Below are 22,278 nucleotides of genomic sequence, written 5' to 3'. Positions count from 1 at the left end.
TTGAAGACTACAACGTTGATAGGCGAGATGTGGAAGTGCTGTGAGGCATTAAGCTAACTCGTACTAATTACCCGTGAGGCTTAACCATACAACGCCAAAGTGGTTTAGCGACAGAAGTTAATAGACTGAAGTAGACAAAAGAATTTAATAGCTTTTTCCAGATTTAAGAATTAAACAAGGTGACCAACCTCAGCGATATAGCGAAATCGGTTCACCTTGCGCAAATGGAATGTTCGTGCGAGGCACGATGTAATTATACATTTGCACCCAGATTTCCTGGTGACTATAGCGTTTTGGAACCACCTGACCCCATGCCGAACTCAGAAGTGAAACAAAACAGCGTCGATGATAGTGTGGGCTTCCCATGTGAAAGTAGAACATCGCCAGGGCCAAATTTTATATAAAAACAAAAACTAAAAAAAGAATTTTCCTGATGACTATAGCGTTTTGGAACCACCTGACCCCATGCCGAACTCAGAAGTGAAACAAAACAGCGTCGATGATAGTGTGGGCTTCCCATGTGAAAGTAGAACATCGTCAGGGCCTTATTAGAGAAACCCGTTGCAGTAATGTACCGGGTTTTTTGCTATGTGGGATTTGAAAATAAATCAACACCTCGCGAGGTAAACTCGCTCCTACCACGACATCAACAAAGTGCTGCACTTGCTGGAGGCGGTTTACTCGCCGAGCTTTTGGGCTTCAAACAAAAAGAATAAAAACATCCAACTTCGTAGCGAGCAGGGCCTTATTAAAGCTCGATTAACAGCATTCATCCATTAACCTAATCGACATTAGTACATCCAAGTGCGTCAAACCCGTTGCAGCAATACAGCGGGTTTTTTGCTATGTGGGATTTGAAAATAAATCAACACCTCGTGAGGTAAACTCGCTCCTACCACGACATCAACAAAGTGCAGCACTGGTAGGAGGCGGTTTACCCGCCGAGCTGTTGGGCTTCAAAAAAGAATAAAAACATCCTACTTTGTAGCGATCAGGGCCTTATTAAAGGTCGATTAACAGCATTCATCCATTAACCTAATCGACATTAGTACATCCAAGTGCGTCAAACCCGTTGCAGTAATGCACCGGGTTTTTTGCTATGTGGGATTTGAAAATAAATCATGACCTCGCGAGGTAAACTCGCTCCCACCACAATATCAACAAAGTGCAGCACTGGTAGGAGGCGGTTTACCCGTCGATGGTTTCTGGGGGGGATTATTGCTCGAGAGCCCTTACAGCTTATGACTCTCGATAGAATTGATCCGTTTGTGATAAGTGTTTTTCATTGCAAAATAGATCATTTATTTAATGCAATAGGCATGAGTAATGTAACGATAGCTATGATCCGTCAGCTATCACCCTTATCTCCCGTTGCCTGTTCATAGAATTATGGGATGTAGCTCCTCGTGATGGGAGTCTATTAAAAGTAGCCAGTGGTGCATTCCCTAGCGCGATTTCTACCTCAAAGTGAAATGCCTTGGGGTTTTCTGGAGCATAGTTTTCTTTAGAGAAGAAAAAGCACGGATCACCACCAACACCCCAGCGGACACCCTTTTTCAAAATATATGAAGCACCTGGAATATTCTGCCACTGTCGTCCTGGTTGTCTGTATTGATAGCGCTGACGGATATCAATGGTTCTTCCCATAGTAAGGGGGCGCCTGACAATATAATCAGGGTTAAATGTTGAGTGGTCGTCAGTGACCGAGGCGCTTTGAGAGCCATTTGGTGGCATAAAAAAGCTTTGAGGTACTCTACTTAATAATTGGTTAAAAGGAGGGTCATAAGCCCTAGCGGTTGGATACCATACATGCTCCCTTGTTAGGCAGTGTGTAAAGGTGTTCACATCACCATTGGTACTATCAAATGTGAATTGATGTTTAAAAATATACCGTGCGTTATCAATTCTTATCATACCATGAGTGGGATCTCGAAATTGATACCATTGTAATTCAAAATCATGAAAAGCCATATTGTAATTCGTTGGGCGGGCAAAGCTGTCGATATTTAATGCGTTGCCTAAGTAAACTAATGCTGTTTGGTATTTTAGAAGTTTATCTACTGGCAGGCTGTGTATCTCACCCTCTATATTTTCGGCCGTTCGATTATTGATATTTCGATTATTTGGGCTGTTCTGCGCATTACCACCTAGCAGGAGAATGATATTGTTTAGAGAGGAGGCACTCTGGCGAAAGCCATCATTGGCGGTTCCAACGTGGTTCATAAAGTTACGCATTGAGACTATTGGCATAGTAAACTTTCCGTATTGTATTACAAATCAATGAAGTATAATTTTTACTTTTAGTTAAAATATAGTTTACTTAAGTAGAAAGCCAGAAATATTTATATCGAAGGTATACCGAGAGGTTATCTTAAGTAGAAAGTACCAAACCATAAAGGTTGATCACAAACTTTATTCACTTATTTAAAGGCAAAATGATTTTGAATTGGGTACCTTCATTGATCATGCTTGCTACACTGATCCGACCTTTCAGTATTCTGATTAGCTCACTGGTTATCGCAAGACCGAGACCTGCATTGTGTTTGCGGTTGCTATTGCTGTTTTTGCCTTGAAAACTGGCATCAAAAATATGTTGTAGATCCATCTCACTGATCCCTATGCCCGTATCATTAACTTTGACATGTGCATAACCTTCATGCTCTTCTAGTATCAAGCTAATTTTCCCTCCGGCTTGTGTGTGCCTTATTGCATTATCAATTAAGTTTGACAGAACTCGGTCCAATTTACCTATATCACTGGTAATAGCTATAGTACTTTGAATAGGGGATATGACTATCTGTAATTGGTTAGCCTCAGCTTTTAATTTGAATTTTGCAGCAACGTCATAAATAACCTCCAGTAAATTAAAAGTTTCTATATTCATTTTTGCATGCCCAGCTTCTAGATGAGCAAGTTCAAAGATTTGGTCAATGAGGTGATTTAGTTGATTGATATTTTTACTGGCAACTTTAAGGTTTTCCATGATGGTTTTATCTGTGGTTTGCTTTTCGGTGAGCTCTATATAGCCTTTTAGCGATGCTAAAGGAGTGCGTAGATCATGACTAAGCTGAGATAGAAATTTCTTACGTTGTTCATTTTTATCGTTCAATGTGGTTAGTTGATATTGGATTTTATCCAGCATCGCATTCACACTTCGCCCTAGGCGGTGTATCTCGTCATTTTTTGCAGGCCAATTGATTTGCGCATCAGGGCTGATGTCAAATTGGTTTTGACTCACTCTGTCAATATACCTAGTAAGACGAGCAATCGGATTGGTTATCTTGTTGAGTAAAAATAAGGCTATTGCAAGGAGGAGTAATAAGGTGCCAAGTAACCATAATGTGCCAAGCATGACCTTTTCGGAGCTTTTCAGTTGCTCAATGATGTTGTTGTATTTTGAAGATCCAATAATGATGTATAAATAGCCTTGAAGTATATCTTTGTTAGTAACAGGTGCTACAGAGAAAATTTTACTGCCATGTGTACTTCTTGGGTCGTCACCTAAAATTGGTAGCGTATTGTTTGTGATAAGTAACTGCTGTAATGGGGTAATATCAATCTTCTCTCGTTTGATTTCTCCTGGCTCTGCACTGTATGTGAGCAAGTTTCCCTCTGGAGATACAAAGTAGAATTCAAAGGCAGGTCCTAAGATCATCAGCGTATGGAACAAGTTGCTTAGCCCTTCATAGTCATAAACCCCCTCCCTGATAAGTGGGTTATCCGCAACTAAATGTTGAGCTAAAGATAAGTGAAGCTGTTGCTCTGCCTGCGATTTTGACACTTGTGATAATGCTTGAGTCCACCATATAAAAAGCATGCAAATCAGTAAAAATGTGACAAATAGCATGGCTGCTAGCTTTTTATATAATGTGAGTCTCATGCGTTCACTCCTTGAAGGGAGCTTGCGTTCAGCTTGTATCCGACGCCCCATACGGTCTCTATGACAATATGATTGGAAATGGGATCTAGCTTTGCGCGTAAGCGATTAATGTGTGAATTAACGGTATGCTCATACCCTGAGTGTTGATAGCCCCAAACGGACTCAAGTAATTGAGATCGCGAAAACACATGATTAGGATGTTTAGCAAAAAACTGTAATAGCTCAAACTCAGTCGCTGTGAGCTCTAGCTTTATATCACCAAGTAAGATTTCATGACAATCGGTATCGATAGTTAGCGCGCCAACTTGAATTTTATCGTCTGAAGAGGTGGGAATAGAGCTTTTATCATTTAATTGACGTACATGTCTCAATTGGGCTTTTACTCTAGCTTGAAGTTCTCGGCTGTTGAATGGTTTACAAATGTAGTCATCGGCTCCGACTTCTAACCCAATGATTTTGTCTATTTCACTGCTTTTCGAGGTAACAATAATCACGCTACTCATTGGGTACAAAGATTTAAGTTCTCTACACAAGCTGAGTCCATCCATATTTGGTAACATTAAATCGAGCATAAATATTGCGTGTTGCTTCTTTTTTGCCATATTCAAAGCGTCTACACCATCCGCGATATGGGTGACGGTTAATGACAGCTCTTCTAAATGAACTTGAAGCAATCTAGCTATATCTTCATCATCTTCAACTAACAACACACTGTCTAACATATGCAGCCCTTAGTGGAGCGAAAGCGCCTATGGGCAGGCGCTTGCTCATGGGCTACTTGATTCGCTCAATTGTTATTGCCAACAGCGGATTATCAAACTTATGTTTACTGGTTAACGTAGAGCTTGTTAAGCCATCATCGTTGCCAACGACTCCGCTATGCATGGTTACCATATTCTGGTTATCGTTACGTTCCACATTAAATCCTTCTCCACCATCAGCAGGCCCGGGGATACTCCCCTGGGCTTCAGTATTTAGCTCTGTACCAGCATCATACGCTGAAGTGCGATACATTTTTTTTTCACCGATGGGCATAGTGGACACATCTATGGCATTAAGACCGGAAAATCCATCATTTGTATTCACCATCATGGTCAATAAAGATAATTTTAAATTGGCGAGAGTCTCAGACTTAATCGAAATGGTTGACGTAGAGCCTGGCCCAACTGGGGTCTCTGTTGTGCTTGACGACATAGTCATACTTTGTGCTAAAAGTGCACTGTTATCGCCACCTTCTGCGAGCTTTTCAAGTTCGTTAGAGGCGGCGGTACCAACTTCGAAGTAGTGACCTGATTGATGTAGCATAACAGCAATAGGTGACATCGGCTGTGCTTGAGTGAGGTTGGTGATACTTACGGAAAACTCATAGTCTACCACCGGTGGTGTTGGTGTGTCTGTTACCACTGTGCTGTTATTGTCATTGTCTCCACATGCACTCAGTAAGAGCGCTGATATGGCAACGAGTGTTAATTTGGTTTTCATCTCAGGCTCCTGTTACTTTACGGTGATTGTGAGTTTAGCAACTGGATTTAACCAGCGATGTACAGTGTTATGTAGGTCACTTGCCCCGCCAATTTGTTCATCATCTCCAACATTGCCTCTGTGAATATGGATCGTGTTGTTTTCTTCGCTGGTGGTAACGCCTAGCCCTTGGCTACCCGGAGTCACGCCCGGAGAAGCGGGAATACCAGCCATACCTGGCGCACCAGAACCATCGACAACCAACTCATTGTTGGCTTCGGTACCTGCATCATACGCGTTAAGGTATACTTCATATGTACCTGCTTCAGTAGGTATGGGCCAACTATTTAAGCCGACAAAGCCATCATTCGTTGGTAGCATCATGGCAACCAACGATAGATATGTGTTTCCATTACTCGTTGAGAGCATCGCCATTGTTGAGCTTGCCGGGGCGAGTAACCCACCAGCAGGGTTCATTACCATATCGGCGTTGATACTTTCTAACACATTACTCAGTCCAGAAATATCACCTCCTTCGGCCATCGCTTGAAGTGGCTCTGAAGCAGTTTCACCCAATGAAAATAATGCTGTGCCAGGGGCGTGTGCAGTCACAAGCAAGGGCGTATAGTAAATACCATGAGTAAGGTTGGTTATTTTCACTTCGAGATCTTGAGCAAGGGCACTACTGGCAAAACAAGTGGCTACTAGGGTGGTAAGGATCTTGGCTTTCATGATGTGGTCTTCTCATTTTGTATTGTTAGTAAACCTATCATGGCAAGGAGTTATTGAGAGGGGCTCACGGAATTATCACATTTTCATCACAAAATACCATCATGTTTATCACGGTACACCCAGCTTGGTGCTCGAGAGAAGTTTGTAAAGTTAAGCGAATCAGTATTGCGTTAGTTAATTTGTAAGTAGGTTTGTTTTTACAAGAAGGGGTGTACTAATTAGCCCCGATAATTGCTCAATTTGGAGGAGTAAACCTGACGCTAAGTACGTTAAAAATTTCTTATTTAGAACCAGTAAAAAGCAAAATCTTTACCTTGCCTACACGGATGTTGATACCTTGGCGATAGAGGACGCGTAGGCGGTGTTATCGACAAGATTTTCTCGCCTCAAAATAGACCACTTAATTAAGACAATCGGTATTGCTGACACGGACGGTTTCTTTTATTTTAAACGCTTCGGTGGGCTAGTCTTCTTCGTGGGTCAACTGCTCGAGTTCGCGATAAAGTATATCTTCATCGGCTAGATTAAGCTCTATAAGGCGCTTAAGGTGGGTAACACTATCTAAATCTATTTGGCGGCAGTGGACGCCGAGATGTCCTTCTTCAACATGGCGAACTTCAACTTCCATGGTAATTTTAATATCACTGCCGGGCAGGTAGAAATTTAAGCTTGCAGGGTCATTTTTAAGTGGAACATAACCTTCAGGTAGGGTGAGCAGCGCTCCGTTCAAGGATAGATCCAAGATTTTGCAGCTAAAGTCGCCACTAGAAGCCATAAACTGCGCCTCATTTGAAAAAATCACTCTAGAAAACCTTCTACGCTCTTTCATTACTTAACCCAATAATCCATATAGTTAAAATAATAGCGTATATCACGTTACTCGCTACTAAAAAGTGATAATTAATAGCTGTATTTTGTTGCTCTTAAGCATAATACCAATTTGACTTAATACTTGCTCAATTTGAAGGAGTAAATCTGACGCTAACAGCGTTAAAAATTTCTTATTTAGAACAACTAAATAGCAAAACTTTTGCCTTGCCTACACGGATGTAGGTACCTTGGCGATAGCAGGACGCGTTAGCGGGGTTATCGACAAGATTTTCGCACCTCAAAATAGATCACTTAATTAAGAAAATTGGTATAAAGCTCATGATGCAGCCCGAAGTTGAAAATTTTTTGGTGCTATAAAAAAGGCCCCTGCAATGAGGAGCCTTATTACAATATTGATTAGCCAATTTTTTTATACTTGATACGTTTGGGTTCTGCGGCATCAGCGCCGTAGGTTTTTTTCAACCACGCTTCGTATTCAGTGTAGTTACCATCAAAGAAGTTGATTTGGCCTTCATCACGGTAATCCAAGATGTGCGTCGCGATGCGGTCTAAGAACCAACGATCGTGCGAGATACACATAACACAGCCTGGGAATTCCAAAATCGCATTCTCCAGCGCTCGCAACGTTTCTACGTCTAGGTCGTTGGTTGGCTCATCCAGCAGCAGTACGTTGCCACCAGCTTTTAGTAGTTTTGCTAGGTGAAGACGATTGCGCTCACCACCAGAAAGTTCTTTTACAAATTTCTGCTGGTCATTACCTTTAAAGTTAAAGCGGCCAACATAAGCGCGACTTGGTACTTCAAAGTTGCCAATTTTTAAAATGTCTTGGCCGTTTGAGATCTCTTGGAAAACGGTATTGTTGCCATCCATATCATCACGGAACTGCTCAACGGTAGCAATCTCAACGGTTTCACCAATTGTGATGTCGCCGCTATCTGGCTGCTCTTGGCCACTTAACATTTTAAATAGTGTTGATTTACCTGCGCCGTTTGCACCGATGATCCCAACAATTGCCCCTTTTGGTACGTTGAAATTCAAATCATCAATCAACAACCTATCTCCAAAACTCTTGCGTAGGTTGCTTACTTCAATCACTTGGTCGCCTAAGCGAGGGCCAGGTGGAATGAATAGCTCATTGGTTTCGTTGCGCTTTTGATAGTCGTTTTGCTGAAGCTCAGTAAACTGCGCCATACGTGCTTTAGACTTAGCTTGGCGACCTTTCGGATTTGAGCGCACCCACTCAAGTTCTTTTTCAATCGACTTTTGGCGTGCTTTTTCTGATTTTTCTTCTTGCTTCAAACGTGCATCTTTTTGCTCAAGCCATGAAGAGTAATTTCCTTCCCATGGAATACCGTGACCACGGTCAAGCTCTAAAATCCAGCCTGCGACATTGTCTAGGAAGTAGCGGTCGTGGGTAATTGCTACCACAGTGCCTTCATAGTCATGCAAGAAGCGCTCAAGCCACGCGACAGACTCCGCATCTAAGTGGTTAGTTGGCTCGTCAAGAAGTAGCATATCAGGCTTTTCAAGTAGCAAGCGGCAGATAGCAACACGACGCCTTTCACCCCCTGATAGGTGCTCAATTTTAGCATCCCACTCAGGTAAACGTAGGGCGTCAGCAGCACGTTCTAGTGCATTGTCTAAGTTATGACCATCATGTGCTTGGATAATTGCTTCAAGCTCGCCTTGCTCTTTTGCTAGTGCATCAAAATCGGCATCTTCCATCGCATATTCAGCATATACTTCATCTAATCGAGTCAATGCACGCTTAACTTCACTAACTGCTTCTTCTATTGTTTCGCGAACGGTCTTGCTTTCATCTAATACAGGTTCTTGTGGTAAGTAGCCAATCTTAGTACCTGGCTGCGGACGTGCCTCGCCCTCGAACTCTGTATCAACCCCTGCCATAATACGTAGTAAAGTTGATTTACCCGCACCATTTAGACCTAACACACCAATTTTAGCGCCAGGAAAAAAGCATAAAGAAATGTCTTTGAGGATAGTGCGCTTAGGCGGCACAACTTTGCTCACCCGCGACATGGTATAAATATATTGAGCCATGAGTTTCCAATCTCTTTTTTGATTTAGACGTATTTTAGAGAAAGCCTTGACGGGCTGCAATGTTGATAGGTCATAACGCTTAAAAAACCACAGTGAACGTCAGCTTAGTTAACTGTTGTAATTTTTTATTTACCTTTTAATAAGTTAAACAATCGTACTGTGTATATATCCAGCTGATGTTTGTAAGTTTCTCATTAGTAGGTCATTTTTGACCTGTTTCGCAACCTTAAAATCGCTATTATATCACTACGCTGAAGAAAGTTATCGGATGAAGATGTTAACAGCGTTGTGGGGTTATTGGAATTAAACCCTGTTGGCAAGGATGAACGACTACGTTGTTTTCGCTTCTCAGTAAAGGTTATACCAATTTGACTTAATACTTGCTCAATTTGAAGGAGTAAATCTGACGCTAACAGCGTTAAAAATTTTTCATTTAGAACAACTAAATAGCAAAATTTTTGCCTAGTTATCGACAAGATTTTCTCGCCTCAAAATAGACCATTTAATTAAGCAAATTGGTATTAACTCAGCTAAGCAGAACAAAATTTCACTAGTCGTGTTTATTTTTTGAGGTAAGGAGAACTATGACACTTATAAACACAGCCACATCCAGACTGGTGGGTCAAATCAAGCCTGCACCTACAGGAGCAGAAATACTGCGTGTAGCACGCAGGCTCAGAGGCTATACACAAGCCGAGTCAGCGGCTCACTACGGTATTGAAGAGCGCACATTAAGACGCTGGGAAAATAGGGAATATAGCCCTCGCTGGAATGACGTGATTGGCCTAGTTGAAGATGTTTACTTACTCGATATTTTAGAAGTGATAGGAAAAATTCACGATGAACAAACAAGTGACAATTAAACAAGTTCGTACCGCGCTTAAACGTTGGGGGAAATTTTGGTGTGCCAAAGAGTTAGGTAAGGGGTTTAGCCGTCAGGCAGCGACAGAAGCAATAGGAAGTGTAGCGAGTCGTAACATGAGTGCAGAGCAGATCCATGTCCCAGATGAAATAGCGCAGCTAAGCGCCTCTATAGAGTTGCTAAGACCAGAGTGTAAGCGAGCCATTCGAGCAAAATATATGATGCACAGTAGCGCCGTAAACGCAGCCAAACTACTGGGCTTTGATAGTAAGCGTTCTATGGAGTTTTGGTTACTTAAGGCCGAGCAGAGTTTAATGGTTAACTTGTCTGCACAATAGAAAAGGAGGGGGATTGTATGTCAGTGATGAATACAGTTGAGCAAATCAAAAAACATGAGGGATTTCGGCAATTTCCTTATTTGTGTACAGCAGGAAAGCTAACCATAGGCTACGGACGCAACCTAGACGATAGCGGAATAAATGAAGATGAAGCTGAGTCATTGCTTGCCAGTGATGTTGAAAACGCAAAAGCGGCAGTGTCACGCAGAATTAATACGCAGCACTGCAATGAAGCAAGGATAGCGGTGTTAGTCAATATGGCGTTTAATCTCGGAGTGACCGGTTTGCTTAATTTTCGCCGGATGCTGCAAGCAGTAGAAAAAGGTGACTTTGAAACCGCTGCGCTTGAAATGCTAGACAGTCGCTGGGCAAAACAAGTGCCGATACGAGCACAAGAATTAGCACAGCAAATGATTTGTGGAGAGTGGCAAGCATGAGTCTACTGGCAAGTCTGTTTTCAGCTAAAACCGTGGCACCTATCGAGGCCATTGGTAATATCTTGGATGAGTTATTTACCAGCGAAGAAGAGGTGTTAAAACAAGAGCACCTCAAAGCGCGGCTGATAGCAAAGCATGCGCTAGTACAAGCGCAGATCAACCAAGTACAAGCCTCACATCGCAGTGTTTTTGTTGCCGGTGCTAGACCTTTTTTGATGTGGGTATGTGGGTTTGGCTTTTTATTTTCATTTGTTGTTAATCCTATCTTGCAGTGGTTAGTACCGGAGAAGGGCACACCCGATTTACCGTTGGATGTCATGCTGGAATTAACACTTGCCATGTTGGGGCTTGCAGGGTTACGCACGGTGGAAAAAGTAAAAGGAGTGAGTAAGTGAATCACCCAGAACAATGGCAGATGAAAAAAGAGTTGAATCTGGCTCATATTTTAACCACCATCGTCTTGCTGGTGTCTAGCATTATTTATCTGGGGGATTTAGATAAACGGATCACGACCAATTCTCAAGCGCTTGATCATCTCAAGCAAATTCGCAAGGAAGATCAAAAGCGTATAGAAAAACGCTTAGATTCCATAGACAAAAAACTTGATACCTTATTAAGCGCGCGGCGCAAAGAATCTTAGCAGCAAAGCTACTTCGGCAGAGCTTTTTATATCCAACTTAATTTACAAGGAGAGTAGCATGAATAATGCTATTGATCTGACGCGCCTATCTGCACCCGAGGTGCTTGAGACTGTTAGCTATGAGGCTGTTTACCAGCAATTAGAGGCGCAGCTACAGCAGCATTTCCCTGATTACCCGTGGTTGCCTTCAGATCCAGCAATTAAGTTGATGGAGCTGTTTGCCTACCGAGAAGTGCTACTTAGGCAACGCGTAAATGATGCAGCGCAATCAGTTATGGTTGCTTATGCTAAAGGGTCAGACCTAGATCACTTGGGCGTCTTATTTGGTGTGCCGCGAGAGGAAAATGAGCTTGACGAGCGTTATCGACTCAGGATCCCATTGTCGTTAGAAAGCCACTCAATGGCTGGGACAAACGGCGCCTATCAATATCATGCTTTTACCGCTTCTGCGCAAGTGAAAGACGTATATGTTGAGTCAAGCTTACCCGGTATTGTCGAGGTGTATATTTTGCCAGTAGCAAGTGTTGAGACACTGCACGAAAAAGAAGCGCTACGTACCGAGGTATTGCGATACCTAAATAATGAAGATGTTAGGCCGCTTACTGATTTGGTCAGAGTCCATTTGGTAGAGCCAACACAATACACGATTGAAGCTGATATTTACTTTAACGCAGGAATTAATACAAAGCAGGTTAAGGTAGCGATTAACCAAGCGGTTAATGCGTTTATTCAGTCTCATTATTTACTAGGTAAAGAAGTACCAAGCTCAGGTCTCATTGATGCGCTACACCAAGGAGGGGTCAGAAAAGTCAAATTGCACACAATGAATGACGATATTGTATCTACTGTGAAAGAGGCTGCTTTTTGTCGCACTATACAGCTGCACTTTCCAACAGAGTAAGGAGACTTATGGCGAATTATCATAAATTACTACCGCCAGGTACATCCCCACTGGTTTGTAACATGGCTGAGGCAGTAGAGCGTGTACCTGAAGAGCTCAAAGTGCAGGCAACCATACCAGAATACATTGGTAGGCAATGGCACCCTGCAACCTGTCCAGAGGCGCTATTGCCTTGGCTTGCTTGGTCACTGTCAGTGGATGAATGGGACGAAAATTGGTCGCTTCAGACTAAACGCGCATTTATCACCAACTCAGTTAAAGTACATAAACATAAAGGGACTGTAGGCGCGGTGAAACGAGCACTGACATCACTTGGCGTCAGTGTAGAGTTTTTTGAGTGGTTTCAAGAGATTGATGATATTGCCATTGCGCCATATCAATCAAAGCAGCCGCATACGTTTATGTTTATTGCATGGGCGAATGAAGTTCCCTACACCAGCGATGCTGTGGTGCTCAGCCCTGAGCTGTACCAAGCTGTAAGAGATGTTACACACAGCACCAAGCCACAGCGTGCACACTTTGACTTTTTAGTTGGGGCAAAAATGCAGCTAGGGGTGCAAAGTGCGGCGATCGCCAGTGGCATGCAAGTTGCGAGAAAAACGGCGCACACCCAAGCTGTCAAAGCGCCAGCAGCGCAAGTGTCGGCGGCATTGGCCTTGGCAGGCACCAAACCCGTTGCGGCAACAAGCCAGTACATGAAAAGCATACCTGTGAATGCAAATATGCATACACGAGCACAACTGGCACTGCACCTTAATAACCGCCGTCACGCTGTAAGCCGTATTTATTTTACCAACGAGCAAAAGCTGCCAGCTACCAAGATTGACTTGAGCTGTGCATTTGCAACCAGCTTACATATTAATAATCAACGTTTTCAAGTGGCAAGATTCTACTGCCACGCCTAATCATCGCAGCAATGCAATCAACAACCGTTATTGGAATAGCGACTACTTTACTTCAATTGATGTCATCAGCGTTTACCCAGCGGTAATACCGATTGGTATAACCCATTGCTGTTATTTCGTACCGATATGTATAAAACCTGAGCTGCGGATAATTAATGCCTTCTTGCAGCCAGTTTTAGTGCTAACTGCGTTGAATTCACTTCCAATAGCCAGCTATTGGTGCGTAAATTCGCCTTGCCTACAGGATGTAGGTACCTTAGCGAGAGCAGGACGCGGGAGCGGTGTTTTCCCTAAAACTCTCTGGCTAGACAAGGAAAAGCTAAGTTGTGCTTTAACAGCAATGAGTTGGAGCACTCCTTATCCAAACCTCAGGTTATTGAAGCAAATTGGTATCACTCAACAAAAGGAGACAGGTGCTGTGAGCACGATTTTACGGCCGACGATCACCACCAGAGGGTTGGAAGCAGTATTTAACGCCCAAAAAAATGGCTTTCAAGCGAAGATCAGCAGAGTAGGGCTTGGCACAGGCAACTACACGCCAGATCAAGGGCGTAGCCAGCTGCAACAAGAAATCCACCGCATTATGGTGGCCAGCGGCGAAGACAAGGGCAATGCCCAAATCCACATGAGTGTGATTGACGACACAGATCACAACTTTTGGGTCAATGAAGTTGGCTTTTACATCGAAAGTGAAGCAAATGGTCAACCCGAAGAAGTACTCTTTGCGGTGTACTCTTCACCAGATAGACCCATTGCGTATAAGTCGGCGGAAGTCGACTTATTACTGGCGTTTGATTTGGTCTTAACAGGGGTTCCTGCGGACTCGGTGACCATTGTCGATAATGGCGTTAATCTCAATATTCTTATCGCCCCAGAGCTTGCCAAGCTCGGCGCTGCACAAATCAATAATATGACCCGTCATCTTAAACAAAAGTTTGAACTGATGGCTAAAGGAATTTTATAGGAGCAATTTATGGCATTAGAACAAGATATTGCAAACCTGATACAGTCCACGGACGCGTTAACCGCAGTGGTTGACAACAAGGCACAGCAGTTAGACAACCAAATGGCAGCATTTGACGTGCGTATCGCAAAAAAAGAGCAAGATGTAGATGAATTTATCCAAGAAGCGATGCCAGAAACACGCTACGTACAAGATATTTTTATCGGTGGTTCAAAGGATTATTTTTATCCGGTGTGGTGGCGTTTTCCAGATAATGCCGCGGGGGGGGCAAGCTTACGGTTGCTCGCCAGTATTCATGGAATAGTGACACAAAACCCTTAAACACCGCGAGCCCTCACCAAGCGGCACTTCTCCTTGAGCTGGAAGGTAATGCTTATGCTTGGCATGGCGATGCTAACTTTATGCAAATTAAGCGTTTTCATGAACGTTATAATCCAACAGTAAGTCATTTAAGCTTCTACGCGTATTCAAAAGTGGAAAAAGTAGATGCTGATAAACCTCTGTATGTCGGCCGTGATGACGGTTCAGTGGGTGCCTGGTGTTATCGCTACAATGGTATGTACTTAAGAGGTGGTGGACTTAAATACCGATTTATCAAGAATTGGAAAGGAGATGTATCTTATCATGATGGAAATGATAATTTGCGAAGAGAGTTAACAGAGGCTAGTTTTGCCAATAGCTCTGTTCGCTGGTACGCAGAGCCAATTCCATTTGCTGAGCGTTTAGCGCCAACACTAAGTACCATTCCATACGCAAACCACCCCTATACACCACCGACAGCCTAAAGGAGTAAACATGGAAATAAAAACGTTAAGAATTGGCGATGATGAGCTGATTAATGTCCCTGCGGATGAAAAAACGCTGGCGGATTTGGGCATTGCTAGCGCTGATATTCCCGCTATTTTAGCCGAGGCAAAACAGGCGCAGCTACTATCACAGTGCATGCACGCCAGAAGCTTTTCTTATCAAAGCGAGTCAGACGGGCTGGCCTTTGATTATTTAGCCGCCTTAGCGGAGTTTGGCGAAAACAGCGAAGCGACTCAGGAGGCAAAAGCCGCGTGGTTACAGGCAAGAACCACAATTAAGGCTCGCTATCCAAAACCTGAATAACGAATATTTACAACCACGTTAGGCTACAAAGCCCACCCTTTGGTGGGCTTTTTTGTGCCTGATTTACCACAGAGCTAACGCTCAATCGTTTTAATAAACAACTTTAACCATATGGAGAAAAAATATGGCACTAGAGCAAGATATTGCCAACCTCATCGAGGCATCCAATGACCTCACCGCAACTGTCGATAATAAAATTCAAGATATTACGGCAAAATTAGATGCAAAAAGAGCTGAGGTAGACGCCCGCTTGCAAGCTAAAGAGCAGGCTGTGGACGCAAAAATTGCCAGTTTCCAGCGAGCTTTACCTTTAGCCCCTAATGCACTTTCTGATACTAAGCACTTTAATAATATTTGTGCTGATGTGCCAAATGGCACTGCTGTGGATGTACTGACTGCGCATGCGGAACCATGGGCAAGTTTCTTCTATCGGGGAACTGAAGGTTCGGGAACAATCACTAAGCTATCGCTGAGTCAACTTTCAGAATTTGGGCTAACACCAAATGAAGATTTGTTAAGGCGGGGCTTGGGAGCGAAATATCCCCATCATGAGAGCTACTCTGGAAGCCAATATAAAGTTCTTCTAATGGATGTCGTTTTGAATAAAGGGCGAGACGATAAGCCCACTGAAGGTAATCTATTTTTGTTGAATCAAGGGGGTGAAAGATATATTGGTTGGAGTAAAGGGGAATTTTTAACGCAAGCAAGTTGCTGGGTCAATGTGTTAGAACAAACAGGTACATTACGATTTTACCCATCCCAAAATCGCTCAGCTTTAATTTCTGTTGAAAGCTCAGATGTAGGTAAAGGTTGGCAATATAAATCGAGTAGAAGAACTGGTTGGGGAGGGTATCATCAGCCACTCTTCAAAGGGCTTGGTAGCATGAAAGTGGCCATTGCGTTGCCTTATGTTGGTACGGGCGATCATGGTAACAATATGATCTGGGCTGATAGTGTCGGCCATCCATACACTCACGTAGGTCCAACTTTAAATGAAGGAGCATAAACATGGCGATTTTAAAATTAAAAACAACAGGTAAAGCGATAGCTGGTGGTATTGTTGATGATGCACACGCAGCACACCTTGCAAAAGAAGCTGAAGTTGATTTCGCTTTATGTGAAATTGAATACAGTCCTAAAGAAATCAGCGAGTTAAGACGCAAACATTACAGCGCCAACACCGATTTCTTATTCTTTGACTATATAGCTGCGGTTACTGAATACGGCGAAGAATCAGAAAAAGCCACAGCAGCTAAGCAAGCTTGGATGAGTAAGCGAGCTGCAATCAAGTCAACATTACCAACTCTTTAAAGTCTCAAATGGTAAGGCTCAATTAGAGAGCCTTACTATAAATAGGTTCCTTATGTCTTTAATCAATTTTAGTGCCGTTGATCTTGGCCAACTACCGGCATCTGATTTACTTGCGCCGGTCCAATTTGACACTTTATACAATGAACTCAAGCAAGCACTAGCGGCGGCTTGCCCTGATCTTGGCGAGCCCTTGCCAAGCGACCCATTAGCGAAGTTGATGGAGGTGTTTGCTTATCGAGAGTTGCTCTTACGTCAGCAAATTAATGAGGGCGCGCAGCAAGTGTTGTTGGCAAAAGCAACGAGCAGTGAACTTGATTATCTAGGCAATCGCTTTTTAGTCACTCGTGAAGTCGATGAAAGTGATGCTCGTTTTCGTGAGCGGATCCGGCTGGCACTTGAAGGATTTAGCACCGCAGGGCCAATTGGCGCATATTGTTTTCATGCGTTTAAAGCATTGCCTCAAGTAAAAGATGTTTTTGTGGAGTCCCCCGAATTTGCGCTGCTGCAAGTCGAACCGCCATTATCAGAGCTCGTTCCAGCGCAAACGAAATTGCTGCACTGTACCCATGCCGCTCGACTTCAAGATGCAGCGCCAGGGGATGTGGCGATAACGGTGCTCACAGATAGCGGTAATGGCATACCCAGCCAAGACGAAATAACAGCGATAACAGACTATTTATTCCAAGAAGAAATTAGGCCATTGACCGATAGACCAAGGATACTCGCCGCTGAGGTAAAGGAATTTACGCTTCATGCCAAACTGTATTTATATCCCGGCCCTGATGAGCAAAAAGTCAAAACGTTGGTCGAGCAGAGCGTGAAGCAGTGGTTGCAGGCGCATCATAAGCTTAATCACGATATTCGTATGTCTGGACTGTATGGCGCATTACATCAAACGGGCGTGCAACGTGTTGAGCTGGTCTCGCCAACCGAAGATATTATCAATGCGCCTTGGCAGGCAGCGTATTGTACGAAAGTGGAGGTAGAAATTGCAGGACGAGATATTTAATACCTTACTACCACATACGAGCGAACCACTTGAGCACGGGCTGGCAAAAGCGTTATGCAAAGTCTCCAAAACCCCAGTACCGCTCGGTAGTTTATGGGATCCTTGGCGCTGTCCTGAGCACTTTTTACCTTGGCTTGCCGACGCGCTTAGTGTGGATTTTTGGGACAGTACTTGGCCTGCTGAGGTCAAACGTAAAATCATCGCCAATAGCGTGCCAGATCACCGTATCAAAGGGACAGTCAGTGCAATCAAAAGCGCGCTTTCCACGTTAGCGGCAAAAGTTGAGCTAAAAGAGTGGTGGCAACAAGACAACCCCAGTGACTTTGCGCCGCATTCGGCGCAGATAATCGCATTGGCAGCGCAAAACTTAGACCCAGCAGGCAATACGCTGCTCACGCCAAAACTACAGGCGCAGCTATGGCAAGCGGTGGTGATGACCAAACCATGTCGCAGCCAAATCAGCCTGAGCGTCGGGGTACAGCAAAGTGCCAGCTTGCTCGTTACTTCGGCAAGTCAATCGCTAAGCCTACAACGTAGCTGGATGCCCCAACATGCTGATAATGTTGAGAATATGACTGCGCTTGTGGTTGCCACGACAGCGGCTTCACACAGTATGGCCAAAGTATCAGGTAAGGTAAGTTCAGATCTCACCTCCGCGTCGAGTATTTTTATCCAAGCGGCACCTTTTACCATCCAAATGCAGCGCCAACAATTTTATTGTTACTAAAGCCTTTGCTGCTTGCGTTTTGTTTTCCTGAGTGTGTTTTGGTCGCGGCGCTCGACCTGCCGCCAAGTGATCTAAGTAAAAGTTGAGCAACAATAAACCAAGCTTGCTCAGATGAACAAAAGCAAATTTGAGAGATAAGTAAACCCTAATCTTTAAGGAATGATTTATGGAACACTTTACGCCGCTTATCACACAGGCGGGATTAAATGCGGCCGTTAATGCCAAGGCCAATGGCTTTACCATTGATATAAGTGCCATTGCGGTGGGGACGGCTGGCTATGCACCTTCACGCAGCCAAACTCAGTTGCAACAAGAAAAAAACCGCGTTGTGATTGCTGGTGGGCAGGTTGTGGGAGATGGTCAATTTCATCTTACCGGTCATTTTCAGGACGATGAAGAGTATGCGGTGCGAGAGGTCGGGTTTTACCTTGCCGATGGCACCTTGTTCGCAGTGTGGTCTCACCCTCAAAACGTACTATTTTATCAAACACCTATCGCACAAATTATTCAAGGGTTTGACTTACTGCTCAGCGCCGTGCCAGCAGAGGCAGTCACGATTAACACGACCGGCGACTTAAGGCTTTTTTATGCAGCAGAATTTCTCGACATGCTCATGGCACAAACCCAGCAAATTAATGCACATATTCAAGCCAACCATAGGCAAATTCAATTTAACGACAGATTACTACAGCTAGGAGTGTAAAATGGCCGACTATCAGCCAATGACATTAGAGCAGCGCATCGGCGCACTGCAAGCCGAAAACGGCAAACTAATAGATTCAAATAATGCCCTTACCCAAACCGTGGTGGGTAAAATGGGGGAGATTAACCATGCGCTGAGTGACGCGCAGCAAGATGTTAATGAAGCGATTGCTCGCGTAGAGTCCAAAACCGATCAAGCGATCCTTAATTTTGCAGATAGCCATTCGGATATAAACATCAGTTATTACGATCAAATCGCTCATTCAAAGGCTTCACTAGAAATAACACCGGATCCAGAAGATGAATCGCGCTCTGAGTGGATGTTAGTGCCAACGACGAGCAGTGGTTACCATATTTATCCAACCGTCGGTGCACTTACTAAAATTCATCTCGCTCATGGGTACTCATACGCGCCGGGGCACAGTGAAACACCACAATATGAACGTGACTGGAGCATTACTTATTTGCAGTTTGTGTTTGCAAACTCATCGGCAACAAGTGCGCAAATTAATGAGCAACTGAATGCGTCAACGCTTGATTTAACACGCTTTGGTGGCTGGTGGAATGGTTCATCAACGGGCACTATTCCGGTGTTAAAACTTGAGCACCACCACCCATATTCTCGATTGTTTGTCAGGTTTGTTAACCATACCTTTCATGCTGCTAATACTTCAAATCCACCACAAAACATCGTTGAATTTGGCGGTAATGCAACATTTGCCGTAGACCGTGTAATTAACTATCCAAGAATTAAGGTGTAATGATGCAAGAGCAAATTCCTTCACAACAAGACCATTTAGCGACGCTCGCCTACTTAGACAAGCAAGTAAAACGGGGGCAAATTGCCAGAGAAGTCGCAGACGCAGACTCGATTGTTGGTACTACATCAGACACCAGCCACCTTTTATTGGTTGAGCTTATTACATTGATTGATGGCTTGAGTAAAGCAACCACATTGGCAGAGATGCGCGCGGTGGCATCACAAGGTCAAACGCGTCTAGGCACATTGGCGAATAAAGTACTAAACCGTGAAATTCAATTTCCCTATCAAGGTAAAAACATTGAGCGTGTGTATCAAGAGATAGCAGCGCGCGCGACGGGCGTAACCACCATACTCACTTCTTCAGAATAAGGCTTTTTATGGCAAATCAAACTATTGATCTTACGACTTTGCCTGCGCCTAACATCCTCGAACCACTTGACTTTGAAAGCCTATTTCAAGCGCGTAAACAGCGCTTTATTGAGCTTGCACCTGAGTATAGCGATGCGTTAACACTAGAAAGCTCGCCGCTGGCGATATGTTTGCAAGTGGAAAGCTATCGTGAGTTATTGCTAAGACAGCGTGTTAATGAGGCCGCAGCGGCAAATTTACTGGCCACCAGCAAAGGGGCAGATCTTGAGCATCTTGGGGCATTTTATGGGGTATCGCGGTTGCCTAATGAGCAAGACGAAACACTTAGAATGCGTATTCGTAATAGCACCATCGCGTCAAGTACCGCAGGCAGCGCAGCACATTATCGTCATCAAGCCATCGAAGCAGCACCGGGGTTAATCAAGGACGTATCGGTACAAAGCCCAGGGGATGGGCTGGTGGTTGTCACGGTACTGGCAAAGTTGGACGCTGACGCCGAGCAGGTGTTAGCGCAAGTTAAAAACCGCCTGTTTGATGACTCAGTAAAAATGTTAACCGATACCTTAGAGGTCAACTTGGCAGAGCCGGTGTTGGTTGAGGTGAACGCAGAGCTATACCTAAACACCCATGCTTCGGAGCTGATTGTCGATAAGTTAAAGCACACGCTACAAGAAAAATGGCTGCAAGCTACTACGCTTGGTTGGGACTTAACACCAAGCTGGCTACATGCTCAGCTTCATGGCACAGGGGTGCGACATATCGAGCTATTAACACCCACACAGTTAATTGATGTGGCCGCACACCAATACGTGATCCCAAGTGCAATCTCGCTTGTGCTAAAGCGGGGGTAATATGACCTTATTACCCCCTAATCACACCGAGCTACAGCAACATTTACAGCAAAGTGTGACGGTGAGCGACGACATTGACCCGGGTATTTCATCTCTTTCTGGGTTTAAGGCAGAGCCACACATTAATTTGTTAATGTGGCTCGTATGGGAATATGGCTTAGAAGCTATTTTGCCATACTCCCAAGACCTACGAGAAACCCTCAAGCAAGGTTTGGTATGGCAGCGCCTGCGTGGCACTCCTAAAAGCCTAGACATGGCGCTGAACTGGCTTAATTTTGAAGATGCTGAGTTAGAGCTCAGGCCTCCCGGTCGTCACTTTTATCGCTATCAACTCAGCGCTGGAAAAATTCCCGGTGACAAAGCCTTTAAAGATATTCATCAGTTGCTTGGGTTATCTGCGCCCGTCAGAGCCAAGCTCTCGCGTGTCTATCATGATTATGATGTGCGAGAGCTGCGATTATCCACGGGCGCATTTGGCCAACTGTTGTCGGATGTCTCTGGAGTGGCATTTTATGATGGTGAGCAGGTCTTGTGCAAAGCCAGTTTTGGTCGGCGTCATCAGCACGGTGTCGCACCCGGGCAGATCAAGGCTGCAACACAGTTGAGCCGCACCCATAGCCAGCGCAACCACTACTTTAGCGCCAAGCGTTTGAGTGCATATAAGCTTAGCGACAAAGACCCGTCACGCCTGCCTGTAAGCACCGCAAGAGTGCGGCTTTTATCATCGCATCGAGTGTGGTCAACACGCTCGTGGCAGGGTAAATGGCAACAGCGCTGGGGTGTACATGATGTCGCTGGAGGAATGCCGTGTAAAGTCAGCTTGAAACATAGCCAAGTGACTTCAGCAACAAATGCAATTCTCCAAGCGGCTGGAAGCTTTAAAGTTTCTATTATTTACCGAAGATAAAACAATTAAATTATAAGGAGTATTCCTTGGCCACTTTAACACAACAAGGCCGCAAGGCGCTTGCGCGGCTTTTGAGCCAGCAAGCTATTTATTTGGCATGGGGTAAAGGCGACCCAAGCTGGGACGACACCCTGTCGCCAACCCCAACCAATACCACTCAACTCACCAGTCTTATTGGTTATCGCAAGGCAAAGCAAATTCGCTTTTGTGAACCTGATGAGCAAGGGGAGATCCAAGTGCCGAGCGGCAAGTTCAGCTTGACCGACACGCCCAGCCAGCATCTGTATTGCCAGTTTACCTATGACTTTGAAGATGGCTTAGGTGAGCATATTCGCGAGCTGGGCTTAATGCTGGGCACAACAGCAAAAGCCAACGTGCCAGCAGGCAAGTATTACCTCGCACCCGACGAAGTGGCGCAGCCCGGCGAGCTCATTTTATTAGAGCATCGTACGGCGTTATTTCGCGACCAAGGGGTACGCGAGACCTTTGAGTTTGTGATCAGTTTTTAAGAAGAAGG

The 22,278-nt window shown here is 44.3% G+C and carries 28 protein-coding genes and 3 rRNA genes; 24 read left to right on the top strand and 7 right to left on the bottom strand.

Annotated elements, in window-relative coordinates; translation table 11 throughout:
• From F9Y84_RS05310 to rrf (F9Y84_RS05300), 3 genes are all read left to right on the top strand, one after another.
• Positions 1 to 88: ribosomal RNA gene (locus tag F9Y84_RS05310) — 23S ribosomal RNA — on the top strand; the annotation flags it as partial.
• 187 nt (positions 89 to 275) lie between these two features.
• Positions 276 to 389, top strand: a 5S ribosomal RNA gene (rrf, locus tag F9Y84_RS05305).
• 40 nt (positions 390 to 429) lie between these two features.
• Positions 430 to 543, top strand: a 5S ribosomal RNA gene (gene rrf / locus F9Y84_RS05300).
• A 795-nt stretch (positions 544 to 1,338) separates the two neighbouring features.
• Here rrf (F9Y84_RS05300) and F9Y84_RS05295 read toward each other — a convergent pair.
• The 7 genes from F9Y84_RS05295 to ettA form a co-directional block, all read right to left on the bottom strand.
• On the bottom strand, positions 1,339 to 2,250 hold the full coding sequence (locus F9Y84_RS05295; RefSeq protein WP_147391334.1) for a hypothetical protein: 912 nt from the start codon (positions 2,248 to 2,250) through the stop codon (positions 1,339 to 1,341).
• Between the two features lie 166 nt (positions 2,251 to 2,416).
• Positions 2,417 to 3,880: a sensor histidine kinase gene (locus F9Y84_RS05290; protein WP_147391335.1), complete on the bottom strand. Its 1,464-nt coding sequence runs from the start codon at positions 3,878 to 3,880 to the stop codon at positions 2,417 to 2,419.
• Positions 3,877 to 4,602 (bottom strand): response regulator transcription factor, encoded by a 726-nt coding sequence (locus F9Y84_RS05285; RefSeq protein WP_128732613.1) that lies wholly within the window; start codon positions 4,600 to 4,602, stop codon positions 3,877 to 3,879. Before F9Y84_RS05285 ends, F9Y84_RS05290 begins: the two co-directional genes overlap by 4 nt.
• A 52-nt stretch (positions 4,603 to 4,654) precedes the next feature.
• Entirely contained in the window at positions 4,655 to 5,362 is a 708-nt protein-coding gene (locus F9Y84_RS05280; protein WP_147391336.1) for a spondin domain-containing protein, read from the bottom strand.
• A 12-nt stretch (positions 5,363 to 5,374) separates the two neighbouring features.
• A complete protein-coding gene (locus F9Y84_RS05275; protein ID WP_147391337.1) occupies positions 5,375 to 6,073 on the bottom strand; it encodes a spondin domain-containing protein in 699 nt (232 codons plus the stop codon).
• A 463-nt stretch (positions 6,074 to 6,536) separates the two neighbouring features.
• Positions 6,537 to 6,902: a PilZ domain-containing protein gene (locus tag F9Y84_RS05270; RefSeq protein ID WP_128732611.1), complete on the bottom strand. Its 366-nt coding sequence runs from the start codon at positions 6,900 to 6,902 to the stop codon at positions 6,537 to 6,539.
• A 398-nt stretch (positions 6,903 to 7,300) separates the two neighbouring features.
• The gene (gene ettA / locus F9Y84_RS05265) at positions 7,301 to 8,965 is read right to left on the bottom strand and encodes an energy-dependent translational throttle protein EttA (protein ID WP_147391478.1); all 1,665 of its coding nucleotides are present in this window, start codon (positions 8,963 to 8,965) and stop codon (positions 7,301 to 7,303) included.
• Between the two features lie 584 nt (positions 8,966 to 9,549).
• Between ettA and F9Y84_RS05260 the strand changes: the two genes are divergently transcribed.
• The 21 genes from F9Y84_RS05260 (at position 9,550) to F9Y84_RS05165 (ending at position 22,270) form a co-directional block, all read left to right on the top strand.
• Positions 9,550 to 9,828, top strand: coding sequence for a helix-turn-helix domain-containing protein (locus F9Y84_RS05260; protein WP_125253409.1), 279 nt, complete (start codon positions 9,550 to 9,552; stop codon positions 9,826 to 9,828).
• Entirely contained in the window at positions 9,806 to 10,165 is a 360-nt protein-coding gene (locus F9Y84_RS05255) for a hypothetical protein (protein WP_125253408.1), read from the top strand. The genes F9Y84_RS05260 and F9Y84_RS05255 overlap by 23 nt, the downstream gene beginning before the upstream one ends.
• A gap of 17 nt (positions 10,166 to 10,182) precedes the next feature.
• Positions 10,183 to 10,602: a glycoside hydrolase family protein gene (locus F9Y84_RS05250; RefSeq protein WP_147389625.1), complete on the top strand. Its 420-nt coding sequence runs from the start codon at positions 10,183 to 10,185 to the stop codon at positions 10,600 to 10,602.
• Positions 10,599 to 10,997: a 3TM-type holin gene (locus tag F9Y84_RS05245; protein ID WP_192503270.1), complete on the top strand. Its 399-nt coding sequence runs from the start codon at positions 10,599 to 10,601 to the stop codon at positions 10,995 to 10,997. Before F9Y84_RS05250 ends, F9Y84_RS05245 begins: the two co-directional genes overlap by 4 nt.
• Positions 10,994 to 11,242 (top strand): hypothetical protein, encoded by a 249-nt coding sequence (locus F9Y84_RS05240; RefSeq protein WP_125253405.1) that lies wholly within the window; start codon positions 10,994 to 10,996, stop codon positions 11,240 to 11,242. Before F9Y84_RS05245 ends, F9Y84_RS05240 begins: the two co-directional genes overlap by 4 nt.
• A gap of 58 nt (positions 11,243 to 11,300) precedes the next feature.
• Entirely contained in the window at positions 11,301 to 12,143 is an 843-nt protein-coding gene (locus F9Y84_RS05235) for a baseplate assembly protein (RefSeq protein WP_147389623.1), read from the top strand.
• 8 nt (positions 12,144 to 12,151) lie between these two features.
• Positions 12,152 to 13,048, top strand: coding sequence for a phage tail protein I (locus F9Y84_RS05230; protein ID WP_147389622.1), 897 nt, complete (start codon positions 12,152 to 12,154; stop codon positions 13,046 to 13,048).
• Positions 13,049 to 13,466: 418 nt separating this feature from the next.
• Positions 13,467 to 14,012, top strand: a complete 546-nt coding sequence (locus F9Y84_RS05225) for a phage tail-collar fiber domain-containing protein (protein ID WP_192503269.1) — start codon at positions 13,467 to 13,469, stop codon at positions 14,010 to 14,012.
• A 9-nt stretch (positions 14,013 to 14,021) separates the two neighbouring features.
• Entirely contained in the window at positions 14,022 to 14,333 is a 312-nt protein-coding gene (locus F9Y84_RS22075) for a hypothetical protein (protein ID WP_225740744.1), read from the top strand.
• 80 nt (positions 14,334 to 14,413) lie between these two features.
• Entirely contained in the window at positions 14,414 to 14,797 is a 384-nt protein-coding gene (locus F9Y84_RS22070) for a hypothetical protein (protein WP_225740743.1), read from the top strand.
• 10 nt (positions 14,798 to 14,807) lie between these two features.
• Complete coding sequence (locus F9Y84_RS05215) at positions 14,808 to 15,122, top strand: hypothetical protein (RefSeq protein WP_147389620.1); 315 nt, start codon at positions 14,808 to 14,810, stop codon at positions 15,120 to 15,122.
• A 124-nt stretch (positions 15,123 to 15,246) separates the two neighbouring features.
• On the top strand, positions 15,247 to 16,128 hold the full coding sequence (locus F9Y84_RS05210) for a hypothetical protein (protein ID WP_147389619.1): 882 nt from the start codon (positions 15,247 to 15,249) through the stop codon (positions 16,126 to 16,128).
• Between the two features lie 2 nt (positions 16,129 to 16,130).
• The gene (locus F9Y84_RS05205; protein WP_147389618.1) at positions 16,131 to 16,433 is read left to right on the top strand and encodes a hypothetical protein; all 303 of its coding nucleotides are present in this window, start codon (positions 16,131 to 16,133) and stop codon (positions 16,431 to 16,433) included.
• A 52-nt stretch (positions 16,434 to 16,485) separates the two neighbouring features.
• Complete coding sequence (locus tag F9Y84_RS05200) at positions 16,486 to 17,442, top strand: baseplate assembly protein (RefSeq protein WP_147389617.1); 957 nt, start codon at positions 16,486 to 16,488, stop codon at positions 17,440 to 17,442.
• Entirely contained in the window at positions 17,423 to 18,169 is a 747-nt protein-coding gene (locus F9Y84_RS05195; protein WP_147389616.1) for a phage tail protein I, read from the top strand. Before F9Y84_RS05200 ends, F9Y84_RS05195 begins: the two co-directional genes overlap by 20 nt.
• A gap of 166 nt (positions 18,170 to 18,335) precedes the next feature.
• Complete coding sequence (locus F9Y84_RS05190; protein ID WP_147389615.1) at positions 18,336 to 18,872, top strand: phage tail-collar fiber domain-containing protein; 537 nt, start codon at positions 18,336 to 18,338, stop codon at positions 18,870 to 18,872.
• Between the two features lies 1 nt (position 18,873).
• The gene (locus tag F9Y84_RS05185) at positions 18,874 to 19,632 is read left to right on the top strand and encodes a hypothetical protein (protein ID WP_147389614.1); all 759 of its coding nucleotides are present in this window, start codon (positions 18,874 to 18,876) and stop codon (positions 19,630 to 19,632) included.
• A 2-nt stretch (positions 19,633 to 19,634) separates the two neighbouring features.
• Complete coding sequence (locus tag F9Y84_RS05180; protein ID WP_147389613.1) at positions 19,635 to 20,003, top strand: hypothetical protein; 369 nt, start codon at positions 19,635 to 19,637, stop codon at positions 20,001 to 20,003.
• Positions 20,004 to 20,011: 8 nt separating this feature from the next.
• Complete coding sequence (locus F9Y84_RS05175) at positions 20,012 to 20,854, top strand: baseplate assembly protein (RefSeq protein ID WP_147389612.1); 843 nt, start codon at positions 20,012 to 20,014, stop codon at positions 20,852 to 20,854.
• Between the two features lies 1 nt (position 20,855).
• Positions 20,856 to 21,761 carry a phage tail protein gene (locus tag F9Y84_RS05170; protein WP_147389611.1) on the top strand — a complete coding sequence of 302 codons (906 nt, stop codon included), beginning with the start codon at positions 20,856 to 20,858 and terminating at the stop codon, positions 21,759 to 21,761.
• A 26-nt stretch (positions 21,762 to 21,787) separates the two neighbouring features.
• Positions 21,788 to 22,270 (top strand): hypothetical protein, encoded by a 483-nt coding sequence (locus F9Y84_RS05165; RefSeq protein WP_128732103.1) that lies wholly within the window; start codon positions 21,788 to 21,790, stop codon positions 22,268 to 22,270.
• The last annotated feature ends 8 nt before the right edge of the window (positions 22,271 to 22,278 follow it).

This window comes from Pseudoalteromonas peptidolytica, assembly GCF_012641745.1.
Taxonomy (GTDB): domain Bacteria; phylum Pseudomonadota; class Gammaproteobacteria; order Enterobacterales; family Alteromonadaceae; genus Pseudoalteromonas; species Pseudoalteromonas peptidolytica.
This window is presented reverse-complemented; position numbering and strand designations above follow the sequence as displayed.

What these genes read in the sequence shown, in the direction of transcription:
- F9Y84_RS05295 (WP_147391334.1), bottom strand. Translation starts at nt 2,250, where the DNA reads ATGCCAATAGTCTCAATGCGTAACTTTATGAACCACGTTGGAACCGCC.
- F9Y84_RS05290 (WP_147391335.1), bottom strand. Translation starts at nt 3,880, where the DNA reads ATGAGACTCACATTATATAAAAAGCTAGCAGCCATGCTATTTGTCACA.
- F9Y84_RS05285 (WP_128732613.1), bottom strand. Translation starts at nt 4,602, where the DNA reads ATGTTAGACAGTGTGTTGTTAGTTGAAGATGATGAAGATATAGCTAGA.
- F9Y84_RS05280 (WP_147391336.1), bottom strand. Translation starts at nt 5,362, where the DNA reads ATGAAAACCAAATTAACACTCGTTGCCATATCAGCGCTCTTACTGAGT.
- F9Y84_RS05275 (WP_147391337.1), bottom strand. Translation starts at nt 6,073, where the DNA reads ATGAAAGCCAAGATCCTTACCACCCTAGTAGCCACTTGTTTTGCCAGT.
- F9Y84_RS05270 (WP_128732611.1), bottom strand. Translation starts at nt 6,902, where the DNA reads ATGAAAGAGCGTAGAAGGTTTTCTAGAGTGATTTTTTCAAATGAGGCG.
- ettA (WP_147391478.1), bottom strand. Translation starts at nt 8,965, where the DNA reads ATGGCTCAATATATTTATACCATGTCGCGGGTGAGCAAAGTTGTGCCG.
- F9Y84_RS05260 (WP_125253409.1), top strand. Translation starts at nt 9,550, where the DNA reads ATGACACTTATAAACACAGCCACATCCAGACTGGTGGGTCAAATCAAG.
- F9Y84_RS05255 (WP_125253408.1), top strand. Translation starts at nt 9,806, where the DNA reads ATGAACAAACAAGTGACAATTAAACAAGTTCGTACCGCGCTTAAACGT.
- F9Y84_RS05250 (WP_147389625.1), top strand. Translation starts at nt 10,183, where the DNA reads ATGTCAGTGATGAATACAGTTGAGCAAATCAAAAAACATGAGGGATTT.
- F9Y84_RS05245 (WP_192503270.1), top strand. Translation starts at nt 10,599, where the DNA reads ATGAGTCTACTGGCAAGTCTGTTTTCAGCTAAAACCGTGGCACCTATC.
- F9Y84_RS05235 (WP_147389623.1), top strand. Translation starts at nt 11,301, where the DNA reads ATGAATAATGCTATTGATCTGACGCGCCTATCTGCACCCGAGGTGCTT.
- F9Y84_RS05230 (WP_147389622.1), top strand. Translation starts at nt 12,152, where the DNA reads ATGGCGAATTATCATAAATTACTACCGCCAGGTACATCCCCACTGGTT.
- F9Y84_RS22075 (WP_225740744.1), top strand. Translation starts at nt 14,022, where the DNA reads ATGGCATTAGAACAAGATATTGCAAACCTGATACAGTCCACGGACGCG.
- F9Y84_RS22070 (WP_225740743.1), top strand. Translation starts at nt 14,414, where the DNA reads ATGCAAATTAAGCGTTTTCATGAACGTTATAATCCAACAGTAAGTCAT.
- F9Y84_RS05215 (WP_147389620.1), top strand. Translation starts at nt 14,808, where the DNA reads ATGGAAATAAAAACGTTAAGAATTGGCGATGATGAGCTGATTAATGTC.
- F9Y84_RS05210 (WP_147389619.1), top strand. Translation starts at nt 15,247, where the DNA reads ATGGCACTAGAGCAAGATATTGCCAACCTCATCGAGGCATCCAATGAC.
- F9Y84_RS05205 (WP_147389618.1), top strand. Translation starts at nt 16,131, where the DNA reads ATGGCGATTTTAAAATTAAAAACAACAGGTAAAGCGATAGCTGGTGGT.
- F9Y84_RS05200 (WP_147389617.1), top strand. Translation starts at nt 16,486, where the DNA reads ATGTCTTTAATCAATTTTAGTGCCGTTGATCTTGGCCAACTACCGGCA.
- F9Y84_RS05190 (WP_147389615.1), top strand. Translation starts at nt 18,336, where the DNA reads ATGGAACACTTTACGCCGCTTATCACACAGGCGGGATTAAATGCGGCC.
- F9Y84_RS05185 (WP_147389614.1), top strand. Translation starts at nt 18,874, where the DNA reads ATGGCCGACTATCAGCCAATGACATTAGAGCAGCGCATCGGCGCACTG.
- F9Y84_RS05180 (WP_147389613.1), top strand. Translation starts at nt 19,635, where the DNA reads ATGCAAGAGCAAATTCCTTCACAACAAGACCATTTAGCGACGCTCGCC.
- F9Y84_RS05175 (WP_147389612.1), top strand. Translation starts at nt 20,012, where the DNA reads ATGGCAAATCAAACTATTGATCTTACGACTTTGCCTGCGCCTAACATC.
- F9Y84_RS05170 (WP_147389611.1), top strand. Translation starts at nt 20,856, where the DNA reads ATGACCTTATTACCCCCTAATCACACCGAGCTACAGCAACATTTACAG.